The following is a 22,152-nucleotide window of genomic DNA, read 5'->3' as shown; positions in this document are numbered from 1 at the left end:
AGGCTGTACCTATGCCATGACGGCGCGCGAAGCGAGAGCAGACAGAAAGAGAGTGCGGCTGTCCGCCACGTTGTCGTCCTCCCTTTGCCGCCGGCGCGCGAAAGCGGCCGCCCGGGCGCGGCGCGCCAGCGCGGCCTCGGCAGGCTCGCCCGCCATCGCCTCGATGCGGACGGCGAAGGCGGCAGGCGCGTCCAGCGGCAGGTCGTCCCCTACCCCCGCCGCCGCGAGACCGCGCCAGGGCGTGGTGTCCGACAGCAGAACCGGCGTTCCCGCCGCCAGCGATTCGGCGATCACATGGCCGAAATTCTCGCCGCGTGTCGGGAAGAAGAACAGATCATTGGCCGCGAACACCGCCGGCACCTCGTCAGGATGCACCGGGCCAGCCCATCGCACGGTCACGTGCGATGGCAGGCTTTCGGCGAGCGCGCGGCAGGATCGGGCATAGTCCGCGTCTTCCAGCGGGCCATAAATGACGAAATCCACCCCACACCGGACGGTGGACAGCACGGCGAGGGCGAAATCGAGATTCTTCTTTGGCGAAACCCGACTGAGGAACACCACGCGCAGCTTCTGGCCCGGGGCGCGCGGCAGATGGCCCGGCGGCGCGCCGAGATTGGGTTCGGACAGGTCGCACGCCACCGCCACCGCCACATCCGGCCCCATGGCGGCCCGGATATCGGCGGCTTCAAAACTCGTTGACGCCTGCCAGCACAGATCGGTCAACAGGCCGGCGGCGCGACTGGCGCGGAGATAGGCGCGCTTCTTGGCGGCCTTGAGCGCCAGCGCACCGGCGGAAAACTCGCCGCGGGGCGCGAGCACGGTCGGCCGCGCGGGAATCAGGCCGAGCCGCCGCGCCACCAGCGGGGCGATGGAAAAGCGCGGCGAGAAGAAGCTGTTGAGATAGAGCAGATCATGCGGGGTCTGACGGATGAGGCGGGCCAGCGCCAGCGGCCCCTGCCGGGCCGGCGGCAGGTGGCGCACCTGCGCCCGCCCGACCGGCACCCAGCGATCGGCCTCGACACCGGCATAGGCGGCCCCGTCGCCGAGGTCGCGATCGGAGGTGAGGATGTGGAAATCGAACTCATCCGCCAGATGGTCGACAAGATGGGCGATGCTGCGCAGAGGCCCCCCGGCACGGAAGCCGGGGAGATAGTGTGAGAGCAGCACGAGGATGCGGGGATTTCCGGGAGCGAAAGAACTATCAACGGTCGGCACGGGGCTTCCAACTCGAGTCGTGCGCCGGTAGGGGCGCAGATGCCGTACGACCGGGGCTCGTCTCGAAAGCGCGGGAGTCGGGGCGTGGAGTGACCCTGCCCGCGCGGTGCGCCAGCGGCACCGGGCCTCTCATCGCCGCCCGCCGCTCCTGCCGCCGGCTGGTCTGTGGCTGGTTCGCGCTGCCACAGGAATAGCTCCACGCGAGCAGCATCATGACCAGCAATCCCTGGCCACCGGGTGAGAACATCGATGCTTCGGCCAAATTGACCAGAAGTGCCGTAAGGCACACGGCAAGAGGGACCACCCCACCTCGGGCCGCCACCGCCACCAGCCGGAACACCCAGAGGAGCACGAGGAGAAGTCCGAACATGCCGGTCTCCTCGAGAATGGCGAGCGGCATAACGCCCTTCTCCACCGCCGCGCTGAGCGGCAGGCCCATGATCGGATCGCGAACAACCTCCATCGTCATTGGATATGAACCGATGCCGAACCCGATACCCGAGAAAGGATAGTCTCGGATATTCGCCAGCATGGGCTGCATGAGAATACCGCGAGAAGTGTTGTACGCGTCGGCGAGCCCGTCGACATCCGCCCGGCCCGACTTGGTTAGGAAATGGTCAATAAGGCCCAGGATCACGGGAAAGAATACAATTACGCCGCCGACAGACAGGAAGACCATGCTCCAGACCCGCCAGCTTCGCAGTCCTGGCAAGACGTCGAGAAAGTGCCGTCCGCCGACGAGCATTGTCAGGCCGAGGCTGGCCACAACGCCCCCGAACATGGCAAGGCCGGCCACCCGGGCTTCGGAGAGCAGAATGCCGAAGACGCTGGCGCCCATGATACCGACCAGAATCCAGGAAGGCTGCCGCTGCGACAGAAACCGCGTGACGCTCCAACTCGCAAGGAGCGCCATCGTCACGCCAAAGACCTGCGGCTGATTGAAGACGCCTTGGAAACCGTGCTTGTTCAAGAGAAAGCCAACAGGCGTCGCCAGCAGTGGCAGGCTGAAAACCAGCGTGGCCACGAGGATCCAGAACAGCTCGCCACTCACTCTCTCCCTTTGCCAGTCGGAAAAACCCAACCAGATCGAGAGGGCCACGATCATGGTTAATACCCATGAAACGCACTTCAGAAGCGAGACGTCCGCTATGCTGCTAAACAAAAGAGAGTGGACGGCAAAGAATACACCTAGCATCATCGTGCCGGAAATGAAGCTGTCCGAAGGACGGCGCACTGCCGGCCTGAACGCCACCACCGCAATGATCGCCGCCAGAAGAACCGCGTAGCGTCCGGCCCCGGCCAATGCACTCTCGGGGGCCAGGCCCGGGTTTATCAGCGTGAAGAGCCAGGAAAAAATGAACGCCCGGATGGCATGGGGACGACCCAGCGCCGCATAGCCCGCGAGAACGATATAGCTAAGATCCGCTGTAGGGGACGAGGCCACCCGCAGCACAACAGCGGCAAGGAGCGGCAAATATGTCAGCCGGCCAAAGCCACGTTCCCATGGCGGCAAGACGGGGCGGCTCTCATAGGCAAATGATACGGGTCTCAACGGTGTGCCCAATCACGACGCCGCAGATTGCGGCACTAAGCTTGGCCTGTCTCTACGGCCCCCCTCGCCACGGCGAGGGCGCTGGTACCGGGAAAGCGACGGTCCCGCGCCGGCTGGAGAAACGTGGCGTCACCATCGCCTAGTTGCCCCCCCTCCGCAACTGGGACACTCTCGCGCGCCACCGGCCTCGGCGCATCGCGATTTTTAGGGCGACAGAACGACCCCGCGCGGTGCATATCCCCATCCACGGCCTGAGGGTGGGAAAGGCCGCCGAGAGGTGGCGAATCGGTGACTGTGGAGAAACGGGCGTGGAACGAATAATCCGCTACGGGCAACAGGACATCACCCAGTCCGACATCGACGCCGTCACCACGGTCCTGCGGTCGGTGAACCTGACCCAGGGCCCGACCATCCCCCGCTTCGAGCAGGCCGTGCTGGCCGAAACCGGTGCGCGGCACGCGGTGGCGGTCAACAGCGCCACCTCGGCCCTGCACATTGCCTGCCTTGCCCTGGGGCTGGGGCCGGGCGACTGGTTGTGGACATCGCCCAACACCTTCGTCGCGTCCGCCAATTGCGCTCTCTATTGCGGGGCGCAGGTCAGCTTCGTCGACATCGACCCGCGCACCTACAATCTCTGCCCGGACCGACTGGAGGCCAAGCTCGCCAGCGCGCAGGCCGAGGGCCGCCTGCCCAAGGTCGTGGTGCCGGTCCACTTCGCCGGGCAGCCCTGCGACATGGCGCGGATCCACGCCCTCAGCCAGAAATATGGCTTCCGGATCATCGAGGATGCCTCGCACGCCATCGGCGGCAGGTATCTCGGCGAGCCCATCGGCAATGGCCGCTACAGCGACATCACTGTTTTTAGCTTCCACCCGGTCAAGATCATCACCACCGCCGAGGGCGGCATGGCGCTGACCAATGACGACGCGCTCGCCACCCGGCTCGGGCTGTTGCGCAGCCATGGCATCACGCGCGACGCGGCGCTGATGTCGGGCGCATCCGACGGCCCGTGGTACTATCAACAAGTGGCGCTGGGTTTCAATTACCGGATAACCGACATCCAGGCGGCACTGGGCGTGAGCCAGATTGAGCGCCTCACCGCCTATGTCACCCGCCGCCACGAGATCGCCCGCCGCTATGACCGGTTGCTGGCAGACCTGCCGCTGACCCTGCCCTGGCAGCATCCGGACGGCTATTCGGCCTTTCATCTCTATGTCATCCGCCTGCAGCTCGATCGGCTGGCGACCACGCATGTGAAAGTGTTCGAGGCGCTGCGGGCGGCCGACATCATGGTCAACCTGCACTACATCCCCGTCCACACCCAGCCCTTCTACCGGCAGATGGGTTTCCGGCTCGGCGACTATCCGGTGGCGGAGAGCTATTATCGGGGAGCGATCAGCATTCCCATGCATCCGCAGCTGACAGACGCCGATCAGGACCGGGTGGTGGAGGTGCTGCGCGAGGCGCTAGTCCAATGAAGCTCGCCGTCATTCCCGCCCGTGGCGGAAGCAAGCGCATTCCCGGCAAGAACATCCGGCCCTTCGGCGGGGTTCCCATTATCGCCTGGTCGATCCGCGCCGCGCGCGAGGCCGGCTGTTTCGACCGCATCCTCGTCAGCACCGACGACGCGGCGATCGGCGAGGTGGCGCAGGCGCATGGGGCGGACGTGCCGTTCCTGCGCCCTCCGGAACTCTCCGACGATCACACCGGCACCATCCCCGTCATCGCCCATGCCGTCGCCTGGCAGAACGCGCATGGCGGCACGGTGAGCGAGGCCTGCTGCATCTACGCCACCGCCCCCTTCCTACGGGCGAGCGACCTACAACGCGGGCTGCAGGTGCTGGAGCAGACGGGGGCAGACTATGCCTTCTCGGTGACGAGCTTTGCCGCCCCCATCCAGCGCGCCCTACGCGTCACGCCCGAGGGGCGAGTGGCGATGCTGCAGCCCGAACATTTCCACACTCGCTCGCAGGATCTCGAAGAGACTTGGCACGATGCCGCGCAGTTCTATTGGGGCCGCGCCGAGGCCTGGCTGTCGCAGGAGATCATCTTCGGCCCCGGCAGCGCGCCGGTCCCCCTGCCGCGCCAGCGTGTGCAGGACATCGACACGCCGGACGACTGGGACAGGGCCGAGTGGATGTTCCGTGCGCTGGCGCCGGGAACCGAAGCATGAGCCGCCCGCGACCGGAGGGCCTGCGCGTCGCCTTCCGGGCCGACGCCTCGATCGAGATCGGCACCGGCCATGTCATGCGCTGCCTGACGCTAGCCGATGCGCTCATCCGGGAGGGGGCTACGTGCCTCTTCATCTGCCGCGCCATGCCGGGCGACCTCAGGAAGGCCATCGCGCAGCGCGGCCACGCGACCCGGCCGCTGCCCGCCGCCGAGGCTCTCCCCGCGCAGGACGCCAGCGGCCCCGCTCATGCGCACTGGCTCGGCGTGACATGGACGCAGGACGCGCGGGAAACGCGCGCGGCCATCGGCCCGACGCCGGTCGACTGGCTGGTCGTCGACCATTACGCGCTCGACGGCCGCTGGGAGGAGGCGCTGCGCCCGTCCTGCCGCCACCTCATGGTGATCGACGACCTCGCCGACCGGACACACGCCTGCGACCTTCTGCTCGACCAGAATACCGGCCGCCGGGCGCAGGACTATGCCGCCTTCCTGCCCATAGATACCCCGGTGTTGGCCGGCCCCCGTTACGCGCTGCTGCGGCCCGAATTCGCGGCGCTGCGAGCCGAGAGCCTGACGCGGCGGCGCCAACCCCGGCTCGGGCGGCTTCTGGTCACGATGGGCGGCATCGACAAGGACAACGTCACCGAGCGTGTGCTCGACGCGCTCGACGCCTGCCCCCTGCCGCGCGACCTGGAGATCACGGTGGTGCTGGGCCCGCAGGCACCGTGGCGGGCGCAGGTCGAGGCCCGTGCGGCGCGGATGTGCAACGCCACTCATGTCCGCGTCGGTGTCGCCGACATGGCCCGGCTGATGACCGACAGCGACCTTGCCATCGGCGCCGCCGGCAGCACTTCCTGGGAGCGCTGCGCGCTCGGGCTGCCGAGCATCGTGTTGGTGCTGGCGGAAAACCAACGTAGCATCGCGGAAAGTCTGCACCAGCAGGAGGCATCGGTCGCAGTCTCCAGTGGCGGCGAGGCGGCCGCCTGCATCGAGCACCATCTGCAGGATGATACACTTGTCCCGTTCCTGCAGCGGCTCAGCCGCGGCGGGGCAGCGATCGCCGATGGCGAGGGCGCGGCGCGGGTTGTTCGCGGCATGGTGCAACATGGCTGAGACCTGCACGGTTCGGCCGCTCACGGCGGATGACCTTCCCACGCTGCTGGCGTGGAGAAACCACCCCGACGTGCGCCGGGCGATGTTCACCCAGCACGAAATCTCCCCGTCCGAACACGAGGCGTGGTTCGCGCACGCGCCCTCTTACTGCGCACGACTGATCGTGGAGGAAGGACCCACGACCATCGGCTTCGCCCAGTTCAACAATGTCGCCCCCGACGGCGTGTCGGACTGGGGGTTCTATGCCCGTCCCGGCCGGCCGAAAGGCACCGGGACGAAGCTGGGCCAGGCGGCCCTGGGGCATGCCTTCGACACGCTGAAGCTGCATAAGGTGTACGCGCAAGTCATGACCGGCAACCTTGCCTCCCTGGCGCTGCATCGGCGCCTCGGCTTCATTGAGGAAGGGCTGCTGCGCGATCAGAAACTCATCCACGGAGCCCATCATTCCCTCGTCCACTTCGGCCTGCTACAGCACGAATGGCGAGCGGGTGGGACGGTCAGGAGTACAATATGAGCAGGATCGAGATTGCCGGCCGCGCCATAGGAACCGATGGGCCGCCTTACGTGATTGCGGAGCTGTCCGCCAATCATAATGGCTCGCTCGATACCGCCCTGCGCATTCTCGACGCGGCCCACGCGGCCGGCGCCGACGCGGTGAAGCTGCAGACCTACCGGCCCGACACCATCACCCTCGACAGCGACGGCGACGAATTCCGCATCAAGGGCGGCCTGTGGGACGGGCGCACGCTCTACGACCTCTATGCCGAAGCGCACTTGCCCTGGGACTGGCACCGGCCGCTCTTCCAGCGGGCGGCGGAGTTGGGCATAACGATCTTCAGCTCGCCCTTCGACACCACAGCGATCGACCTGCTGGAGGACCTCAACGCCCCGGCCTACAAGATCGCCTCCTTCGAGGCCGTGGACCTGCCGCTGATCCGCTACGCCGCCGGCACGGGCAAGCCGCTGATCATCTCCACCGGCATCGCCGATGCCGAGGAAATCGCCGAGGCGGTGGAAGCCGCGCGCGAAGGGGGGTGCCGGGAGATTGCCCTGCTTCACTGCGTCAGCGGCTATCCCGCGCCGGCGCAGGACTACAATCTGCGCACCATCGCCGATCTGGAGGCACGCTTCGGCCTGGTGGTCGGGCTGTCCGACCACACCCTCGACAACGCGACGGCAATCGCCAGCGTCGCGCTGGGCGCCGCGATCATCGAGAAGCACTTCACCCTGGATCGCAGCGGCGGCGGGCCCGATGACAGCTTCTCACTGGAGCCGGCGGAATTGGCGGCGCTGTGCCGCGACGCCCGGACCGCCTGGAGCGCACTCGGCCGGGTCGATTACGGCCGCAAGCCCAGCGAGAAGGGCAATGAGCAGTTCCGCCGCTCGCTCTACTTCGTGAGGGATGTGAAGGCGGGCGAGATCATCCCCGCCGAGGCCGTGCGCAGCGTGCGGCCCGGCTATGGGCTGGCGCCCAAGCACCTCGACAGCGTCGTGGGCAAACGCGCCACGCGTGACATCACCGCCAACACCCCGGTGCTGGGCAATGACTTTGAGTGAAGGCAAGACCTCGACCGACGGCGGAGGCCGGAGGACCTGCGTCTTTGTCGCCGCGACGCCTCTCCAGATCCTGTTTTCGCTGTCCATCGCGCACGATCTCGGCCCTGATGTCGACAAGCACATGATCATGATCGGCTCGTTCACGAATGGCGAAGTGATCTGCGACCGATTCACCGCGCTCTCCATCAGTCCGGGGTGGAAATCGGCACGCTATTTCCCATCGTTCCGCCTGGCGTCGCGTTACGCCGCCGCTCTTGAAGGTGACGAACTCTTCATCGGCGGCGATGCGGGATTGAAGCATTGTCTATATTTGTTATTCTTCAAATTACTGTCCCGAAATACACGTATCAACGTGTATGAAGAAGGTGTCGGCACCTACAGGAAGGACCTCTATTCCAGCAGAAAGCGCGCGGTCATCGCGCTGACGGGCGCAGGAACCCATCTTGGCAACAGCGTACTCACCTCGAACGTCTATGTCCTGAGGCCGGATGCCTACCTGTCGGCGCTTCCGGGCATGGAGCGCAAGGTTCGGCAGATCGTCCATTCTCCGGTCGACGTCATACGACGTCACCTTGCCAGCCTCTGCGCGCTGTTTTCCTATCCTCCGCTGACCGGCGCGGATCGAAAGAGCGCATGCTGCATCCTGTATCTGTCGAGTTGGAGCCAGGATGAGGCCTTCATAAAGACGCTGACCGATTCATCGGACGACGTCTATTTGAAACCGCACCCCCACTTCAAAGGTGACCTGGGCCATGGCTCATTCCACGTTCTCACCGGGGCGCCCCCCGCAGAGCTGATCCTGGTCAACTTGCTGGATATTTACGACCGAGTGACCGTCTTTCATCACGGATCCAGCACTGAGCTGTATTTTTCGCATGAGCGCGTTGAGTTCGTTCGGATTTGATCCTTCTCCCGCGATCAAGGCCGGCGACGTGCCGCCAGCTCGTGCATGAGCTGCTCCACCGCGACGACCGAGCTTGTGGCGGAAAACACCCGCGCCCGCGCGCGCAACAGTTCGGGGGCAAGCGGGGCGTCGAGCGTCGCCTCGATGGCGCGCGCCATGGCCGGCGGATCGTCGACGGGCACCTGAGTGCCGAATCTGCCTTGCTCCAGGATCTCCCCCGTCCCGCCGGGCGAGTTCGTGGAAACGACGGGCGTACCGACCGCCATCGCCTCGACCAGCACGTTTCCGAGCGCTTCATGGCGCGAGGGCAGAACGAGCAACGCAGAGCGCGCCATATAGGCGAAGGGGTTCGGCTCGAAGCCGGGCATCGAGACGCGGCCGGTGAGCCCGAGCTCGGCAACCAATTGCTCCAGCGCCGGTCGCTCCTCCCCCTCGCCCAGCACAAGCAACCGCGCCTCGCGTCCGCGTGGCAGTAGCGCGAAAGCGCGCAGCAGCGTGTCGATCCCCTTCTCCCGCGAGAGGCGGCCGACCGCGAGAATGACCGGCCCCCCGCGCGGCTCCGCGAGCCAGGGATGGGTGACCGCTTCGCGGGCGCTCTCCTCGAGGGCTGGGCTCCAGATCGGACCGTAGATAACGTGGATGCGCTCCGGCCTCATTCCCGCAATGCCAAGAAGCTGCTGCTTGCTGGCGTGCGACACGGCGATGATCGCCTCGGCGCGGCGATAGGCGGGAAGGACGAATTTCTGCTGCAGCCCATAGCGGAATCGGGCCTGCCTGCCGTGCAGCACCCCTTCCCAGGTATGCTGCACGAAGATGACCGTCCGGCGCCGCGTCAGCGTGCCGTTCACCGCCGCCGCAACGAAGCAGACGCTGCTGGGGCAGGCGAAAACGATCTCGGGATCCTCCCGCCGCAGATAATGGATATAGGGAATGATCGCCCTTGCCGTGCCCCCCGCCTTCAGGTCGACCAACCGCACGCCCGCGGAAACCTCGCGCACCATGTCGCCACGCACGCTGCTGGCAACGAGATCGACGCGATAGCCCCGCGCGACCAGCTCCTTCGCCAGGCGGATCGTCGACCTCTCCGTCCCGCCATCGCCAAGGATTCCGAGAAAGAAGGCGATCCTCATGGGGTATTCCGTGCGTCGGACTGCCGCGAATGCCCCGGCAGTTCTCTGCCCTCTCTATAGACGGCGCCAGTACCCAAGCAAGCCAGGCCCGTGTTTGTCTGGAGAGGCCCCGCGCCGCACGTTTGTCCAGCGGCAGGAGGCGTCCTCATTCTCAGGGACCCGCCGTTGACGCCGCGTGCACGACGACCGGCTGGCGCACGATCCGCCCCTTCTCCAGCCGGATGATCTCGTCACAGCCCTCCAGCGTCGTCAGCCGGTGGGCGATGATGAGGATGGTAAGCTTCCGGTCCAGCCGCTCGATCGCACGCATCACCGAGGCTTCGGTGTCGTTGTCGAGTGCGCTGGTCGCTTCGTCGAACACCAGCACCGAGGCCTGCTTGTAGAGCGCGCGCGCAATGCCGATGCGCTGGCGCTGCCCCCCGGAAAGCTGGATGCCACGCTCGCCGACACGGGTGGCATAGCCCTGGGGCAGGGCCTCGATAACGTCGGCAAGTTCCGCCTGCTCCGCGGCGCGTCGCACCCGGTCGTGATCGACCTCATTATCGCGCACACCGAAGGCGATGTTCTGCGTCACACTCGCGTCTGAAAGAAAGATCGCCTGCGGCACATGGGCGACATGCTGCTGCCAGGCCGCGCGGTTATGCACGGTCAGGGGTGCGCCATCGATGCGGATCACCCCCTCGGTCGGCTCCAGCAGGCCGATGATGAGGTCCATGAGGGTCGACTTGCCGCTGCCGGTCTGCCCGGCGATGCCGATGCGCGCGCCCCGCGGAATCCGCAGGCAGATGTCGGTCAGCACGGGCCGCCCATTCTCGCCGTAACGATACCCCACCCGATCGAGCTCCAGCGCGTGATCGAAGGTGATCGCCTCCTGCCGCTCGGGCTCCGAGGGCACAGGCCGCGCCAGCAGCCGCAGGAGATCGATCAGCGACTGGCGGCCGGCCGCCGACATGGCCCAGGCGCTATAGATGAGCTGCAGCAGCGGCAGGAGGCGCTGGGCCCCCAGCGCGAGCACGCCGAGAATGGGAATCGCGTCGACGAGCCCGCCATGCCGCACCGCCAGCACCGCCGCGACGACCGCCACCACGATCATGCCGAACCCCTCGACAATGAAGCGCGGGGACTGCGAGGCGAAGCTCGTGGCAGCGCGCGCGTCGCGCAGGGACGCCTCGATCTGGTCGTAGGCCTCGATGAAGACGGGCTGCGAACGGTCGATGAGAATGTCGCGGATGCCGCCAAGCCCTTCCTGCATGATCTTCACGCGGGCCTCCTGCATCTGCGCGAGGATCCTGCCATTACGCCGCAGCTGAACCTGGCTGATGGCCGACATCGTCAGGTAGATGGCCGCGAACAGCCCGCCGAGAAGAAGCGCCAGCAGGGGATCCACCCAGACCAGCCCGGCGATGATGAACAGCGCGATCACCGTCGACACGACCGCCTGCAGGATCGGCAGCAGGAGCTCGCCGGTCACGATCTGCGCCTTGTTGATGGCTGCGATGATGGTGCTGGAATTGCCCTGCGTATGGTAGATGTAGCTCTGGTGGAGCCTATTGGCGAACAGGCGCACCCCGAGTTCATATGCCACGCCAAAAGCGAAGCCGAGCGTCGCCCGCATGAGTGCCAGCCGCAATCCCATTGCGAGGAGGGCGGCGGTGGCGAACAGAGCTGTCGACAGGCAGACCACCCGCACCGGCGTGTCGGCACCCACCGCCTGGAACAGCATGCCGACCCGACCGGCCTGCTGGATCCGCTCAGGCTGGGCGATCAGCGTCAGGAAAGACACCAGCGCGCCGAGACTGACAAGTTCCGCCAGCGCCCCCGCAAACATGAGGAGAAGCAGCGGGATAATGGCGAGGCGGCGGCGCGGCGACAATTCGCGAAACGCGGCACGCAGGGCGGACCAGAGGGGAATGTCTGACGTCAATGTCGCGATCCTTGCGGCGCTCAATGTGTCGCTCTCTCTGGCGGCGTTCCGCCCGGCCCCGGGTAGGCCCTGCCGACGGTGACTCTAGTCTTGCCCTCTCGACCCGCCGGCCGAGTGAGCCTCGTGCGGGGCGGTATCAAGGTCGCTTGTGGCATGGCCTCGGAGGCCATGCAATCGCCGTCAGGCGACGCGCCGGCGCCTGAATTGTCAAGGCGCGCGCTTCCGCACCTACCGGGGTATGGCGGCGGGCGGCGTCTAGCCATGCAGCGGGCGACGCTCCTGCGGCGCGGCTTCACGCGCTTGCCAGAAGAGATCGGCGATACCGTCATCGGGCACGTAGCCTGTGGGCGCAGCGCTCAAGATCGCGCGTATGCCCGGAATGTCCTGGGCATCGCAGGCCGCTTCGAGCTGTCGGAGAAGCTCGTTCAGCTCGGCGGCCGTCAACGACCGATCGATCGTGGTCATGATGCGCGGGTGCTGGGTTTCCTGCGCCACGCCGCCGATCAGCAGCTCCTCATAGAGCTTTTCGCCGGGCCGCAGGCCGGTGAACCGGATCTCGATGTCGCCGTCGGGTGGTGCGCCTTCCCGGCGGTTACCTTCCGCAATCACCGGGGTGAGCCCGCTGAGCCGCGCCATGCGGATGGCGAGGTCGACGATCCGCACCGGCTCGCCCATGTCCAGAATGAACACATCCCCGCCCCGCGCCATCGCACCGGCCTGGATCACCAGCTGCGCCGCCTCCGGAATAGCCATGAAATAACGGGTGATTTCGGGGTGCGTCACGGTAATCGGGCCGCCGGCCTCGATCTGCTGGCGGAACAGCGGAATGACCGATCCGGAAGAGCCCAGCACATTGCCGAAGCGCACGATGGAGAACACCGTCTCCGCCTGTGCCGCCATCGTCTGGCAGACCAGCTCCGCCATCCGCTTGGAGGCCCCCATGATGTTGGTGGGGCGCACCGCCTTGTCGGTCGAGATCAGCACGAAGGCGCCAACACCGCATGCGAGCGCCGCCTCGGCAAGGATCAGCGTGCCGAACACGTTGTTGCGCACCCCCTCCACCACATTGTGCTCCACCAGCGGCACATGCTTGTAGGCGGCGGCATGGAACAGGGTGTCGACCTTGAAGCGGCGAAGCAGGCCCTCGATCAGGGGCCTATCGGTGACGGAGGCCAGCAGCGGCACGATCGGAATCCGCTCGTCCTCGGCCGCCACCAGCTGCCGCAGTTCCTGATCGACGCTGTAGAGGGCATATTCCGACAGTTCCAGCAGCACCAGCCGGGCCGGGCCCTGGCGCAGGATCTGCCGGCAAAGCTCGCTGCCGATGGAGCCGCCAGCGCCCGTGACCATCACCACCTTGCCGCGGATATTGGCGTCGAGAAGCTCCTGCTGGGGCGGGATGAGGTCGCGGCCCAGCAGGTCCTCGATCGACACTTCCCGCAGCTCGGTCAACTGCGCGCGGCCCGACACGATATCGGTGATGCCCGGTATGGTCCGCACCCGCAGGCCCAGCGGCACCAGCCGCTCCAGGATCAGCTTGCGCTGCAAGCGCGTGGCGCTGGGAATGGCGAGGAGAACGTTCTCGACCTCGTATTCGGCGACAAGCTCCACCAGCGCGCTGGTCGGGTGAACCCGGTAGCCGCCCATGTCCCGCCCCTGCAGTTCCGGCGCGTCGTCGACAAAGGCGACGGGGGCATATTCGCTCCCCTGGAGCGAGGCGAGCAATTGCTGGCCGGCACGGCCCGCACCATAGATCACCACGGGCGCCCTCAGGCGCGACTGGCGCTGGAGATAGAGGGCGCGCAAACCGAAACGCGCGCCGCCGAGCGAGACCATCGCCAACAGCCAGTAGATGATCGGCACGGAACGCGGCAGGAACAGACCCAGCCCCTTGGCCCCGGCGAGAAGCATGGCCGACGAAATCGCCGCGCCGATGGCGAGCTCCCGCAGCGTGCGGCTCGAAATATGCCGAACCACCACTCGATAGAGTCCGAGCAGATGAAGCAGCACGATCGTCAGGGGCAGCACGATCGCGAACACGGCCCAACTTTCGGGCGCGAAGGCCAGCGAGAAGCTGTCCAGCCGCAAGGCCATCGCAAGGAAGAAGCTGGCCGTCAGCAGTGAGGCGTCCACGAAATAGAGCACGGCTCGCTTCTTCGCGCGGCTGAGCCCGATCAGATAATTAAGCGCGCCGCCCGTCATATCGGCCGGGTTTCCACGAATGATTGGCAGAACCCTCCTCGCCGGCCGCCTGCGCAGTGCGGCCAAGCCACGGCGCCGATCCGGCAGAGACGCCTGACCGCACCGAAAGCACGCCGCGATGGCCCGAGGAGGCCTGCCCAGCAGCCTCTTGATTCTCTGGCGGTCATGACATTGGCCCGGCACTGTTGGAACGACGTGGCAGCATGACCGGCCACCACTCTCGCGCTTGTAAGGACTTGTAATGTATCGATTCTGGCAAAGAGACTCAAGCATCATTAGCAGTATTAACAACTTGCTAACAAAACACAGAGTTCCATGCGAACGTTGGGGCAGCCAAAGCTTGCGCCCATTACTGAGGGGGGCCCGGCTTCCAGCCCAGAACTACCATCATGAGCCCCCCGCTGCGCTCATCGCGCGAAGCCTTTGACGGCTGGTCGGCCCGGCCTGCCATCCGGTTTCGCGCTTGATTCGATCCGTGTTCACCAGGAAGGGCTGCGTCATGGCCTCCCACTGGCCGGCCCGGCCGGCGAGCCGTGCCGCCCCCGCCAACAGCGCTTCGGGCAGATCGAACAGCATCGGCGAGCGGCCCAACCCTTGCCGTGTGGCGGCGATGATGTCGCCGGCCCGCAAGGGTTCGTCATTGGCAATGAGAAACGTGCCGGAGTGCGGGCCGGTGAGGCAAAGCTCGAGGATGTCGACCACGCTGTCGATCGAGATGATGCTCCGGTGGCCGCCAACCGAGGCGAAGGGCAGCGGAACCGGCAGCCGCGCCAGCTTCGTCAGCAGCGCGACCGGCCCGTGGCCGCCGTCACCGAAGATGGGGGTGGGCCGCAGAACCACGCCGCTGGCGCGCGCCGGGCCGAGCGCTTCCCAGAACGCCGTTTCCGCCAGCGCCTTGGAACGGGCGTAGAGGTTGGCGGGAGCGATCGGGTCCGTTTCAACTAGCGGCGTTACGCCACCCGAGCCGTGAACGCTGGCCGTGCTCACGAACACGATCCTCGGAATGGCCAGATCCACGGCGGCCTGCGCGATCCGGCGCGTGCCCTCGACATTAACCCTGAGCACGTCGGCCTCGTCGAGGGCACCGCCGCGAGGGATGAGACCGGCGAGATGGACCACGGCGTCACACCCACGCCACAAGCTCGTCGCCACGCCGTGCGCGGGCACGGCGCTGCCGGGGCGTGGCGGACCACCAAACCACTCCCGCGGAACCGGGACGACGTCGTTGCCCTTTTCGGTGAGCCGCGCGACTAGATGGCGGCCGACGAAGCCCCCCGCACCCGTGACCAGGACACGCATTCCACCCTCCAACTTTCGGCATCAGCACAGGAACGGCGCGGCTCGAGAGCACCCTTCCCGCTCACGCACGCAGTCGATCGCCCTGACCGCCACCCAGAACCGTAGCCATCAGAATCTTGAGGTCCACAAGCAGCGAGCGCGTCTCCAGATAGCGCGCGTCCCACTCGGCCAGCACGTCCGGATCGCGCATATCGATGCCGTTGATCTGGGCGAGGCCGGTAATGCCGGGCTTGATGGACAGGACGCCCCGCGCCTCGCGCGCTGCAATCAGTTCGGTCTGCACCGGAAGACACGGACGAGGCCCGACCAGGCTGATCTCATTGCGCAGGATATTCCAGACTTGGGGCAGTTCGTCGCATTTTGTCCGGCGCAGCCAGCGCCCCATGCGGGTCACGGCGGAGGCCGTCATCAAGTGCGTCCCCTGCTCCGGAGTGCCCACCCTCATTGTGCGGAACTTGTAGCAAATGAAGACACGGCCATGCTGGCCGATGCGCCGCTGCGCGAAGATGCCGGGCCCGGGCGATTCCCGCCGGATCAGCAGCCAGATCAGGATGAACACCCACCAGCCCAGCAGAAGGATCATCACGGCGGCGGTCAGGTCTATGCCGCGCTTGATCAGGTCGTAGGCCAATGGGTTACACTCGCTCGCTGGAAAGGCTACCGCTCGCGGCAATCCTGGCCGAGGCCGTCGACCCACGCTGCCGCCGTTCGCCCGGTGGCACGGAGGCGGGCAGGCGGCGACCCGCGCGCTCCTGCGGCACGGGGCCGCTCGACGCTCCCGCCGCCGCGACGGCCGCCCTCGCGCGCGGCGTCATCAGCGCGCAGCAGGCGGCGAAATAGGCGAGCATGGTCGCCGTGCGCAGCGGATAATCCACAACGGAATGCAGCATCAGCAGCAGAATGGCCAGCGAGGCGCATTGCTGCAGCAGGCGCAGGCGCGCCTCACCCGCCGGCACGGCGGAGAACCAGACGCGCCAGATCCTCTCACCATACCAAATGAGAAAGATCGCCAGCAGCAGCGCACCCGCCAGCCCGGTCTCCAGGAAGAACTCCAGCCAGTCATCATGGGCGCGGTTGATATATTGCGGCGAGAGCGTGGTGTCTTCGTAGACGGGGAAAACGGCGGTAAAGGTGCCGAGCCCGGTACCGAAAGGCAGCGCCTCGGTCGCGGCCTGCAGCGTCTTCTCATTGAGGGTTGCGCGCAGCTGGTCGACGAGACCGGCGTCGAAACGGGTGAGGAAGCGCTCGGCGCCGAGCTGCCCGACCAGCAGGACGAGGCCCGCCGCAATGAGGATGACAAGACTGCGCACCCGGCGCGGGCGCCCCTCGCGCCCGCTCAGCAGCGCGAGCAGCGCCGGCGCCATCGCCACCACGCCAGCCACCCCGACCAGCAGCAGCAAGATGCCCGCGCGCGAGCGGGCCAGCGCGATGCCCGCCAGCAGCAGCAGCGCCAGCGAAAACGCCGCGGCGAACCAGATTGCCCGCCCGGTAGTGGGCGTGCGGTGCGAGAGCACGCGCTCTCCCCGCGCCGCGAGCCACGCCACCCCCAGCAGGAAGGTGACATAGAGCTGGGCGGCGAAATGGTTGCGGTTGGCGAAGAAGCCGACCGACTCGGTCCGGTTGCTGATTTCGAAGAAGCGCAGCGGGCTGGCTGGCCCCTGCATCACCTGCGCGATGCCGAGCCCAAGCGCCATCATGCCGAAGCCGACCGCCCAGCCGGCAAAGCGCAGGCGCCGATCCTCGTCGAGCAGCGCCACCAGGAGGAACAGCGCGAGCGGGGGAAGCACCGCCGGCAGGGCGGCAAGGCTTGCCGCCGGGTCGACAGAGGAACTCCCCGTCCATGCCCCCTCCAGCCCGGCCCCGCCCGCTGCCACGATGCGGGCCGACAGTCCCTCCCAGCCGGGGGCGCCGAACAGGGGAATGAACTGGGCAAGCGCGATGAGAAGGCCGACCACCGCCATCCCGGCGCCGCAGGCCAGCCCGAAGCTCAGTCGGGCCGGGCGCGCCGTCAGCCGGTCAAGCCAGAGCCAGGCCGCCAGGGCGAGAAAAGGCAGGGAGAAGAATTGCAGCAGCACATCGGCGAGATAGCCGGTGCGGGTCGCCCCGCCGAGCACGACATTGGCGAATAGCAAAAGGACCGACCCAACATAGGCCGGCCCCCAATCACCATGTGGCTTCAGAAACAGGGCCAAGCGCCTCTATCAGGGGCTGACCGGGAAGATGAATCCATTGCCGCTTCCATTGTCGGAGAGCGCGACGGCCGCTGCAATGCCGCCGCCGATGGCGACCGCGCCGATGGCCAACCCGGTCGAACTGTCCATAGCCAAGCCGCAGCCCGGCACCTGAAGGGCCGTGGTGGTGGAGCCAGGAACCATCACGGTGCGATCGCTGCCGAAATCGACCACGGCGCTGCCGGCGCCGTGCACGGACACCACGTCGCCGCCCTTGAGCGAGGCCCCGACGCTGGCATTGGCGAAGCCCTGGCCACTATCGACCAGCACCGTGCCGACGGCCTCCGTCAGCGTTCCCGTCGTCTGGCAGACATCGGCCACCGCCGACCCAGCCATACCAAGCAAGGAAAGACCCGCAACCGCCGCATACGCCACTGAACGCTTCATATTGCCCCTCATTCACCCGCGCGCACCACTGGCGCATGAGCCTTACAGAATGTTACTAGCTTCACGTCCGGAAATCAAAGAGACATATGTCGAGTCCCTCTTATCCCATCTCTCGTGACGGGAATGCAACAATACCGATCCGCTTACTCTTGGGCGCCCCAATATATTGGTTAATGATTCATCACGCTAGGAAAGACCGGGACCTATTGTTGATGGCACATAGTTACCATGACGATGAAAACCTGTCGGCCGTTGCGGGAAACGCAGCCGAACCTTATAAGCAACGCCATGAACGACATACGCCCAGGTCGGCAACGACCGGCTCGACCGGGAAAAACGGCGCCCGCCGGGACAATGTCGCACGCCTGCGGTTCATATTCGGCCGATGATTGACCTGCACAACCACATCCTGCCCGGCATCGATGACGGTGCCGCCGATCTTTCCGTTTCCGTCGAGATGGCGCGGATGCATGTCGCCCAGGGCGTGGAGATCGTGGCCTGCACGCCCCACATCCTGCCCGGCGTCTACCATAATGAGGGCGAGGCGATCCGCCGCGCGGTCGACGCGCTCCAGCAGGTGCTGGATGAGGCGGGCGTGCCGCTCATCCTCATTCCCGGCGCCGACAACCATGTGGTGCCTGACTTCGTCGATGAACTGCGCAAGGGAAGGCTGCTGACCCTCGGCGACACACGCTATGTTCTGGTGGAACCGCCGCACAACGTCGCGCCGGCGCGTCTCGACGAATTGGTGTTTACCATTCTTTTGGCGAATTATGTGCCAATACTGACGCACCCCGAGCGACTGAAATGGATAGAAGAGAAGTACGAACTGATCGAACGCATGGCGGCGCACGGTATCTGGATGCAGATCACCTCCGGTTCGCTGACCGGCCGCTTCGGGCGCCGGCCGAAATACTGGGCTGAGCGGATGATCGGCGAAGGAAGGGTGCATATCCTTGCCAGCGACGCACATGATACGGTGAAGCGACCACCGGACCTTGCGGAGGGCCGTCTCGCGGCCGAGCGTCTGGTGGGAGCGGCCGAAGCGGCGCAGATGACGGTGGGCCGTCCGCGAGATATCGTTTTGAACAGGGCGCCGTCGGAGTCGGCGCCTATAGGGGTGGTGAAGTTTGATGAGGTGGGGCAGGAAGACCGCGGGGGCCTCCGCGCGTATCGCAGCGCTGGCAGCGGGGCTGGCGATCTTCTTGGCCGGTTGCGTCGCCTCTTCGGGCGATAGCCCCTCGCCGGGCGCCGAGGCGGGCGTTCCGCCGGCCGCCTCCACCGCCAGCTTTGCCAGTTCCGGCGCCACCGCACCGTCCCAGTCGCGGGCCTCCGCCACGCGCTCCGACCCGACAAGCTCGTCCGCCGGGGGCACCATCGGCACGCGGGCGGCCAGCGGCTCCCAGATCCCGGTCAGCACCGTGTCCGAGCCCCTCCCCGCAAGCGAGGTGGCCGCCGTTTCCGCCGCGACCGCCGTGAGCACGCCGGGCTCGGAAGGCTATCGCGTCGGCCCGCTCGACGTCCTCGACATCAAGGTGTTCAAGGTCGAGGATCTGTCGAAAACCGTACAGGTCTCCGAGAGCGGCAATTTCACCTTCCCGCTGGTCGGCGATGTTCAGGCCTCCGGCCGCACGGTCAGCGAGATCGAGAAAGACCTCGCGACCAAGCTGGGCGGCAATTATCTGCGCAACCCGCAGGTGACGGTGCTGGTGAAGGAATATAACAGCCACCGCATCACGGTGGACGGCGCGGTAAACAAGCCGGGCGTGTTCCCGATGCAGGGGCCGATGTCGCTATTGCAGTCGGTGGCGATGGCCGGCGGCATGCAGGAGGTGGCGGACGGCACGATCCTGGTGTTCCGCCGCATCGAGGGCAAGACCGCCGTGGCCAAGTTCAGCGTATCCGATCTACGCTCGCAAAAGGCCAGCGACCCGGACCTGCAGGCGGGCGACATCGTGACAGTGCCCTCCTCGGACCTGAAGATCGGCATGAAGTACATTTTGCAGTCGGTTCCGCTGTTCAACTCTTTCTTGCTGTTGTAGCCCAACCAGAGCGAGTAGCGGCGCGCGCCATACAGGAAGCAAAAGCGGATGATGAACGAGGGGGCGGAGAGCGGGCGGCCGGGCGGGAACGAGCGCAACCTCCCGGTTGTGCAGGAGGGCCGCAACCTTCCGGCCGGGCGTGACAGCTATGGTTACGGCTATGGTGCCGCCGCCTATGCCGCGCCCGACACCCATCACGAATCCGAACTCGCCGCCGCGATCCACTACGTGATCGGCATCGCCCTGAAATGGCGCATGCTGATCCTGTGCACCGCTGGCGCCTTCGCCGTCCTCGCTCTCGTCTACAGCTTCCTTGCGACACCGCTCTACACCGCCAATGTCCGCATCCAGATCGACAACGAGGCCAGCAAGGTCGTCGACGGCGGCGTTCTCGCACCGGCCGAGCGCGGCGGCGCCGAGTTCCAGAAGACCCAGTACGAATTGCTGAAGAGCCGCGCCATGTCCGAGCGCGTGGTGGCGACGCTGGGCCTGGACCAGAGCCCCGAATTCACCACGATCTCGCCGGGACTTATCGGCAGCCTGTTCGGGCTCTTCTCGGGTCCGAGCGAAGACACCGATCCCGCAGCGGCGCAGGAGCGTAATCACCGCATCAGCGTCAACCGGGTCAAGGGTGACGTCAATATTCGGCCTGTCGCGTCCTCACGCCTCGTGGACATCATCTACACCGACACGTCACCCGCCCGCGCGGCGTCGATCGCCAATGCCTATGCCGACGCCTATATCGCCTCCAATCTCGACAAGCGCTTCGAGGCCAGTTCTTACGCCAAGGTGTTCCTTGAGGACCAGATCAAGCAGCTGAAGCTGCGGCTGGAGGAATCCGAGCGGGGGATGCTCGCCTTTGCCGAGCGCGAGAACATGGTCCAGACCAATGACAAGGTCTCGATCGCCGAGAGCAATCTTGCCGCTGCCAACACCGCGCTGGGCCAGCTCATCTCCACCCGCATCCGCGACGAGGAAAGCTGGAAGCAGGTGGAGGCTTCCACCGCGATCAACCTGCCGCAGTTGCTGACCAACAACGTGATCGACGGGCTGCGCACCCAGCGCAACCAGCTACGGCGCGACTATGAGGAGGGGCTGGAGACCTTCAAGCCCGGCTATCCCGCCATGGTGGAAATCTCCAACAAGATCGCCGAGATCGACCGCCAGCTCGCCACCGAAGTCTCGACCATCCGCAATTCGCTGCGGGCGGCCTTTGAATCGTCCGCGAACCAGGAAGCGCAGATGCGCCAGCGGATCGAGGAACTGCGCGGCGAGGTGCTGGTGCTGCAGCGCAAGAGCATCCAGTACGGCATCCTCCAGCGCGAGGTCGATTCCAACCGCAACCTCTACAATGACCTGCTGCAGCGCTTCAAAGAAGTGGATGTCGCCAGCGGCGTCGGCACCAACAACGTCTTCATCGTCGACCGGGCCATTCCCCCGCGCGGGCCTTCGCACCCGCGCACAATGCTGCTGCTCGCCGGCGGGCTGATGCTCGGCCTGGTCTGCGGCTTCGGCGCGGCGAGCCTCATCGAGCTGCTGGACGACCGCATCCGCACCCCGGAGGACGCCGAAAAGGCCACAGGCCTGCCCATTCTCGGCATCGTGCCGCGGGCCGAGTTCCCGCAGGGGATCGTCGCCGAACTCAGCGATCCACGATCGGCAGTGGCCGAAGCCTACCGATCGCTGGCGACATCGCTGCAGTTCTCCACCGAGACCGGCCTGCCGCGCACGCTTGTTGTCACCAGCGCTGGCGCCTCGGAAGGCAAGTCTAGCACCGCCATCGCCCTGGCGCGCCACTACGCCATCACCGGCAAGCGCGTGCTGCTGATCGACGCCGATCTGCGCCGCCCCTCGGTGCACTCCAAGCTCGGCTATGACAACGCCGTCGGCCTCTCCAATTGCCTCACCGGCATGGCGACGCTGCATGACGTGGTGCAGGCGACCGACCTCGCCACGCTCGACTTCCTCGCCTCCGGCCCCCTGCCGCCCAACGCCGCCGAGATATTGGGCGGCACCCATGTGTTCTCCCTGATCTCGGTCGGGCTGGAGATCTATGATCTCCTCATCTTCGACAGCCCGCCCATGCTCAGCATCGCCGATGCCCAGCTGCTCGGCGCCGCCGCCCAGGCCACCATCTTCGTCACCGGCTCGGGCGACGGGCGCCGCGCCATTGCGCGCAATGCGCTGCGGCGGCTGCAGATCGCCCGCGCCGTTACGATCGGTGTGGTGCTCACCAAGTTCGACACCCGGAGCGCCCATTACGGCTACGGCTATGGGTATGGCTACGGCTATGGCTATGAATACGGTCAGGGCACGGATACCGGCAGCACCGGCGCCACCGGCGGCGGCCTGAGCGGAGTAAGAGCCCTGCTGCCCAAATTCGCCCGCCGCGACGCCAAGACCGACCACTCCGAAGCGGCGTGA

18 protein-coding genes are annotated in these 22,152 nt (G+C 66.3%); 9 read left to right on the top strand and 9 right to left on the bottom strand.

Features of this window, described 5'->3' with window-relative positions; translation table 11 throughout:
- Window positions 1–9: 9 nt before the first annotated feature.
- A complete protein-coding gene (locus J2S76_RS17185; protein ID WP_307062311.1) occupies window positions 10–1,215 on the bottom strand; it encodes a glycosyltransferase in 1,206 nt (401 codons plus the stop codon).
- On the bottom strand, window positions 1,202–2,689 hold the full coding sequence (locus tag J2S76_RS17180) for an O-antigen ligase family protein (protein ID WP_307062309.1): 1,488 nt from the start codon (window positions 2,687–2,689) through the stop codon (window positions 1,202–1,204). The genes J2S76_RS17185 and J2S76_RS17180 overlap by 14 nt, the downstream gene beginning before the upstream one ends.
- 395 nt (window positions 2,690–3,084) lie before the next feature.
- Between J2S76_RS17180 and pseC the strand changes: the two genes are divergently transcribed.
- From pseC to J2S76_RS17150, 6 genes are read left to right on the top strand one after another with little or no spacing between them, the layout of a single operon-like run.
- The gene (gene pseC, locus J2S76_RS17175; protein ID WP_307062370.1) at window positions 3,085–4,245 is read left to right on the top strand and encodes a UDP-4-amino-4,6-dideoxy-N-acetyl-beta-L-altrosamine transaminase; all 1,161 of its coding nucleotides are present in this window, start codon (window positions 3,085–3,087) and stop codon (window positions 4,243–4,245) included.
- A complete protein-coding gene (pseF, locus tag J2S76_RS17170; RefSeq protein WP_307062307.1) occupies window positions 4,242–4,940 on the top strand; it encodes a pseudaminic acid cytidylyltransferase in 699 nt (232 codons plus the stop codon). Before pseC ends, pseF begins: the two co-directional genes overlap by 4 nt.
- On the top strand, window positions 4,937–6,052 hold the full coding sequence (gene pseG, locus J2S76_RS17165) for a UDP-2,4-diacetamido-2,4,6-trideoxy-beta-L-altropyranose hydrolase (RefSeq protein ID WP_307062305.1): 1,116 nt from the start codon (window positions 4,937–4,939) through the stop codon (window positions 6,050–6,052). The genes pseF and pseG overlap by 4 nt, the downstream gene beginning before the upstream one ends.
- Window positions 6,045–6,566, top strand: coding sequence for a UDP-4-amino-4,6-dideoxy-N-acetyl-beta-L-altrosamine N-acetyltransferase (pseH, locus tag J2S76_RS17160; protein ID WP_307062303.1), 522 nt, complete (start codon window positions 6,045–6,047; stop codon window positions 6,564–6,566). Before pseG ends, pseH begins: the two co-directional genes overlap by 8 nt.
- Entirely contained in the window at window positions 6,563–7,609 is a 1,047-nt protein-coding gene (pseI, locus tag J2S76_RS17155) for a pseudaminic acid synthase (RefSeq protein ID WP_307062301.1), read from the top strand. Before pseH ends, pseI begins: the two co-directional genes overlap by 4 nt.
- Complete coding sequence (locus J2S76_RS17150) at window positions 7,596–8,513, top strand: hypothetical protein (protein WP_307062298.1); 918 nt, start codon at window positions 7,596–7,598, stop codon at window positions 8,511–8,513. Before pseI ends, J2S76_RS17150 begins: the two co-directional genes overlap by 14 nt.
- A 14-nt stretch (window positions 8,514–8,527) precedes the next feature.
- Here J2S76_RS17150 and J2S76_RS17145 read toward each other — a convergent pair whose 3' ends face one another.
- The 7 genes from J2S76_RS17145 to J2S76_RS17115 form a co-directional block, all read right to left on the bottom strand.
- Entirely contained in the window at window positions 8,528–9,643 is a 1,116-nt protein-coding gene (locus J2S76_RS17145; RefSeq protein ID WP_307062296.1) for a glycosyltransferase, read from the bottom strand.
- Window positions 9,644–9,794: 151 nt separating this feature from the next.
- Complete coding sequence (locus J2S76_RS17140; protein WP_307062294.1) at window positions 9,795–11,567, bottom strand: ABC transporter ATP-binding protein; 1,773 nt, start codon at window positions 11,565–11,567, stop codon at window positions 9,795–9,797.
- A 255-nt stretch (window positions 11,568–11,822) separates the two neighbouring features.
- Window positions 11,823–13,769 (bottom strand): polysaccharide biosynthesis protein, encoded by a 1,947-nt coding sequence (locus J2S76_RS17135; RefSeq protein ID WP_307062292.1) that lies wholly within the window; start codon window positions 13,767–13,769, stop codon window positions 11,823–11,825.
- A gap of 387 nt (window positions 13,770–14,156) precedes the next feature.
- Complete coding sequence (locus J2S76_RS17130) at window positions 14,157–15,068, bottom strand: NAD-dependent epimerase/dehydratase family protein (RefSeq protein WP_307062290.1); 912 nt, start codon at window positions 15,066–15,068, stop codon at window positions 14,157–14,159.
- A gap of 61 nt (window positions 15,069–15,129) precedes the next feature.
- On the bottom strand, window positions 15,130–15,699 hold the full coding sequence (locus J2S76_RS17125) for a sugar transferase (RefSeq protein WP_307062288.1): 570 nt from the start codon (window positions 15,697–15,699) through the stop codon (window positions 15,130–15,132).
- 4 nt (window positions 15,700–15,703) lie between these two features.
- Window positions 15,704–17,260, bottom strand: a complete 1,557-nt coding sequence (locus tag J2S76_RS17120) for an O-antigen ligase family protein (RefSeq protein WP_307062286.1) — start codon at window positions 17,258–17,260, stop codon at window positions 15,704–15,706.
- Between the two features lie 9 nt (window positions 17,261–17,269).
- Window positions 17,270–17,635, bottom strand: a complete 366-nt coding sequence (locus J2S76_RS17115; RefSeq protein WP_307062367.1) for a hypothetical protein — start codon at window positions 17,633–17,635, stop codon at window positions 17,270–17,272.
- 436 nt (window positions 17,636–18,071) lie between these two features.
- On the opposite strand from J2S76_RS17115, the gene J2S76_RS17110 reads away from it, so the two are divergent.
- Genes J2S76_RS17110 through J2S76_RS17100 form a run of 3 tightly spaced genes read left to right on the top strand, consistent with a single transcriptional unit; the run spans window position 18,072 to window position 22,152 of the window.
- Window positions 18,072–18,923: a tyrosine-protein phosphatase gene (locus J2S76_RS17110; protein WP_307062284.1), complete on the top strand. Its 852-nt coding sequence runs from the start codon at window positions 18,072–18,074 to the stop codon at window positions 18,921–18,923.
- Complete coding sequence (locus J2S76_RS17105; protein WP_307062282.1) at window positions 18,892–19,728, top strand: polysaccharide biosynthesis/export family protein; 837 nt, start codon at window positions 18,892–18,894, stop codon at window positions 19,726–19,728. The genes J2S76_RS17110 and J2S76_RS17105 overlap by 32 nt, the downstream gene beginning before the upstream one ends.
- Before the next feature lie 48 nt (window positions 19,729–19,776).
- On the top strand, window positions 19,777–22,152 hold the full coding sequence (locus J2S76_RS17100; protein ID WP_307062280.1) for a GumC family protein: 2,376 nt from the start codon (window positions 19,777–19,779) through the stop codon (window positions 22,150–22,152).

This window comes from Ancylobacter vacuolatus (genome assembly GCF_030813595.1).
Taxonomy (GTDB): Bacteria; Pseudomonadota; Alphaproteobacteria; order Rhizobiales; family Xanthobacteraceae; genus Ancylobacter; species Ancylobacter vacuolatus.
The sequence above is the reverse complement of the archived record's forward strand: the minus strand, read 5'-3'. Positions and strand labels throughout refer to the sequence as shown.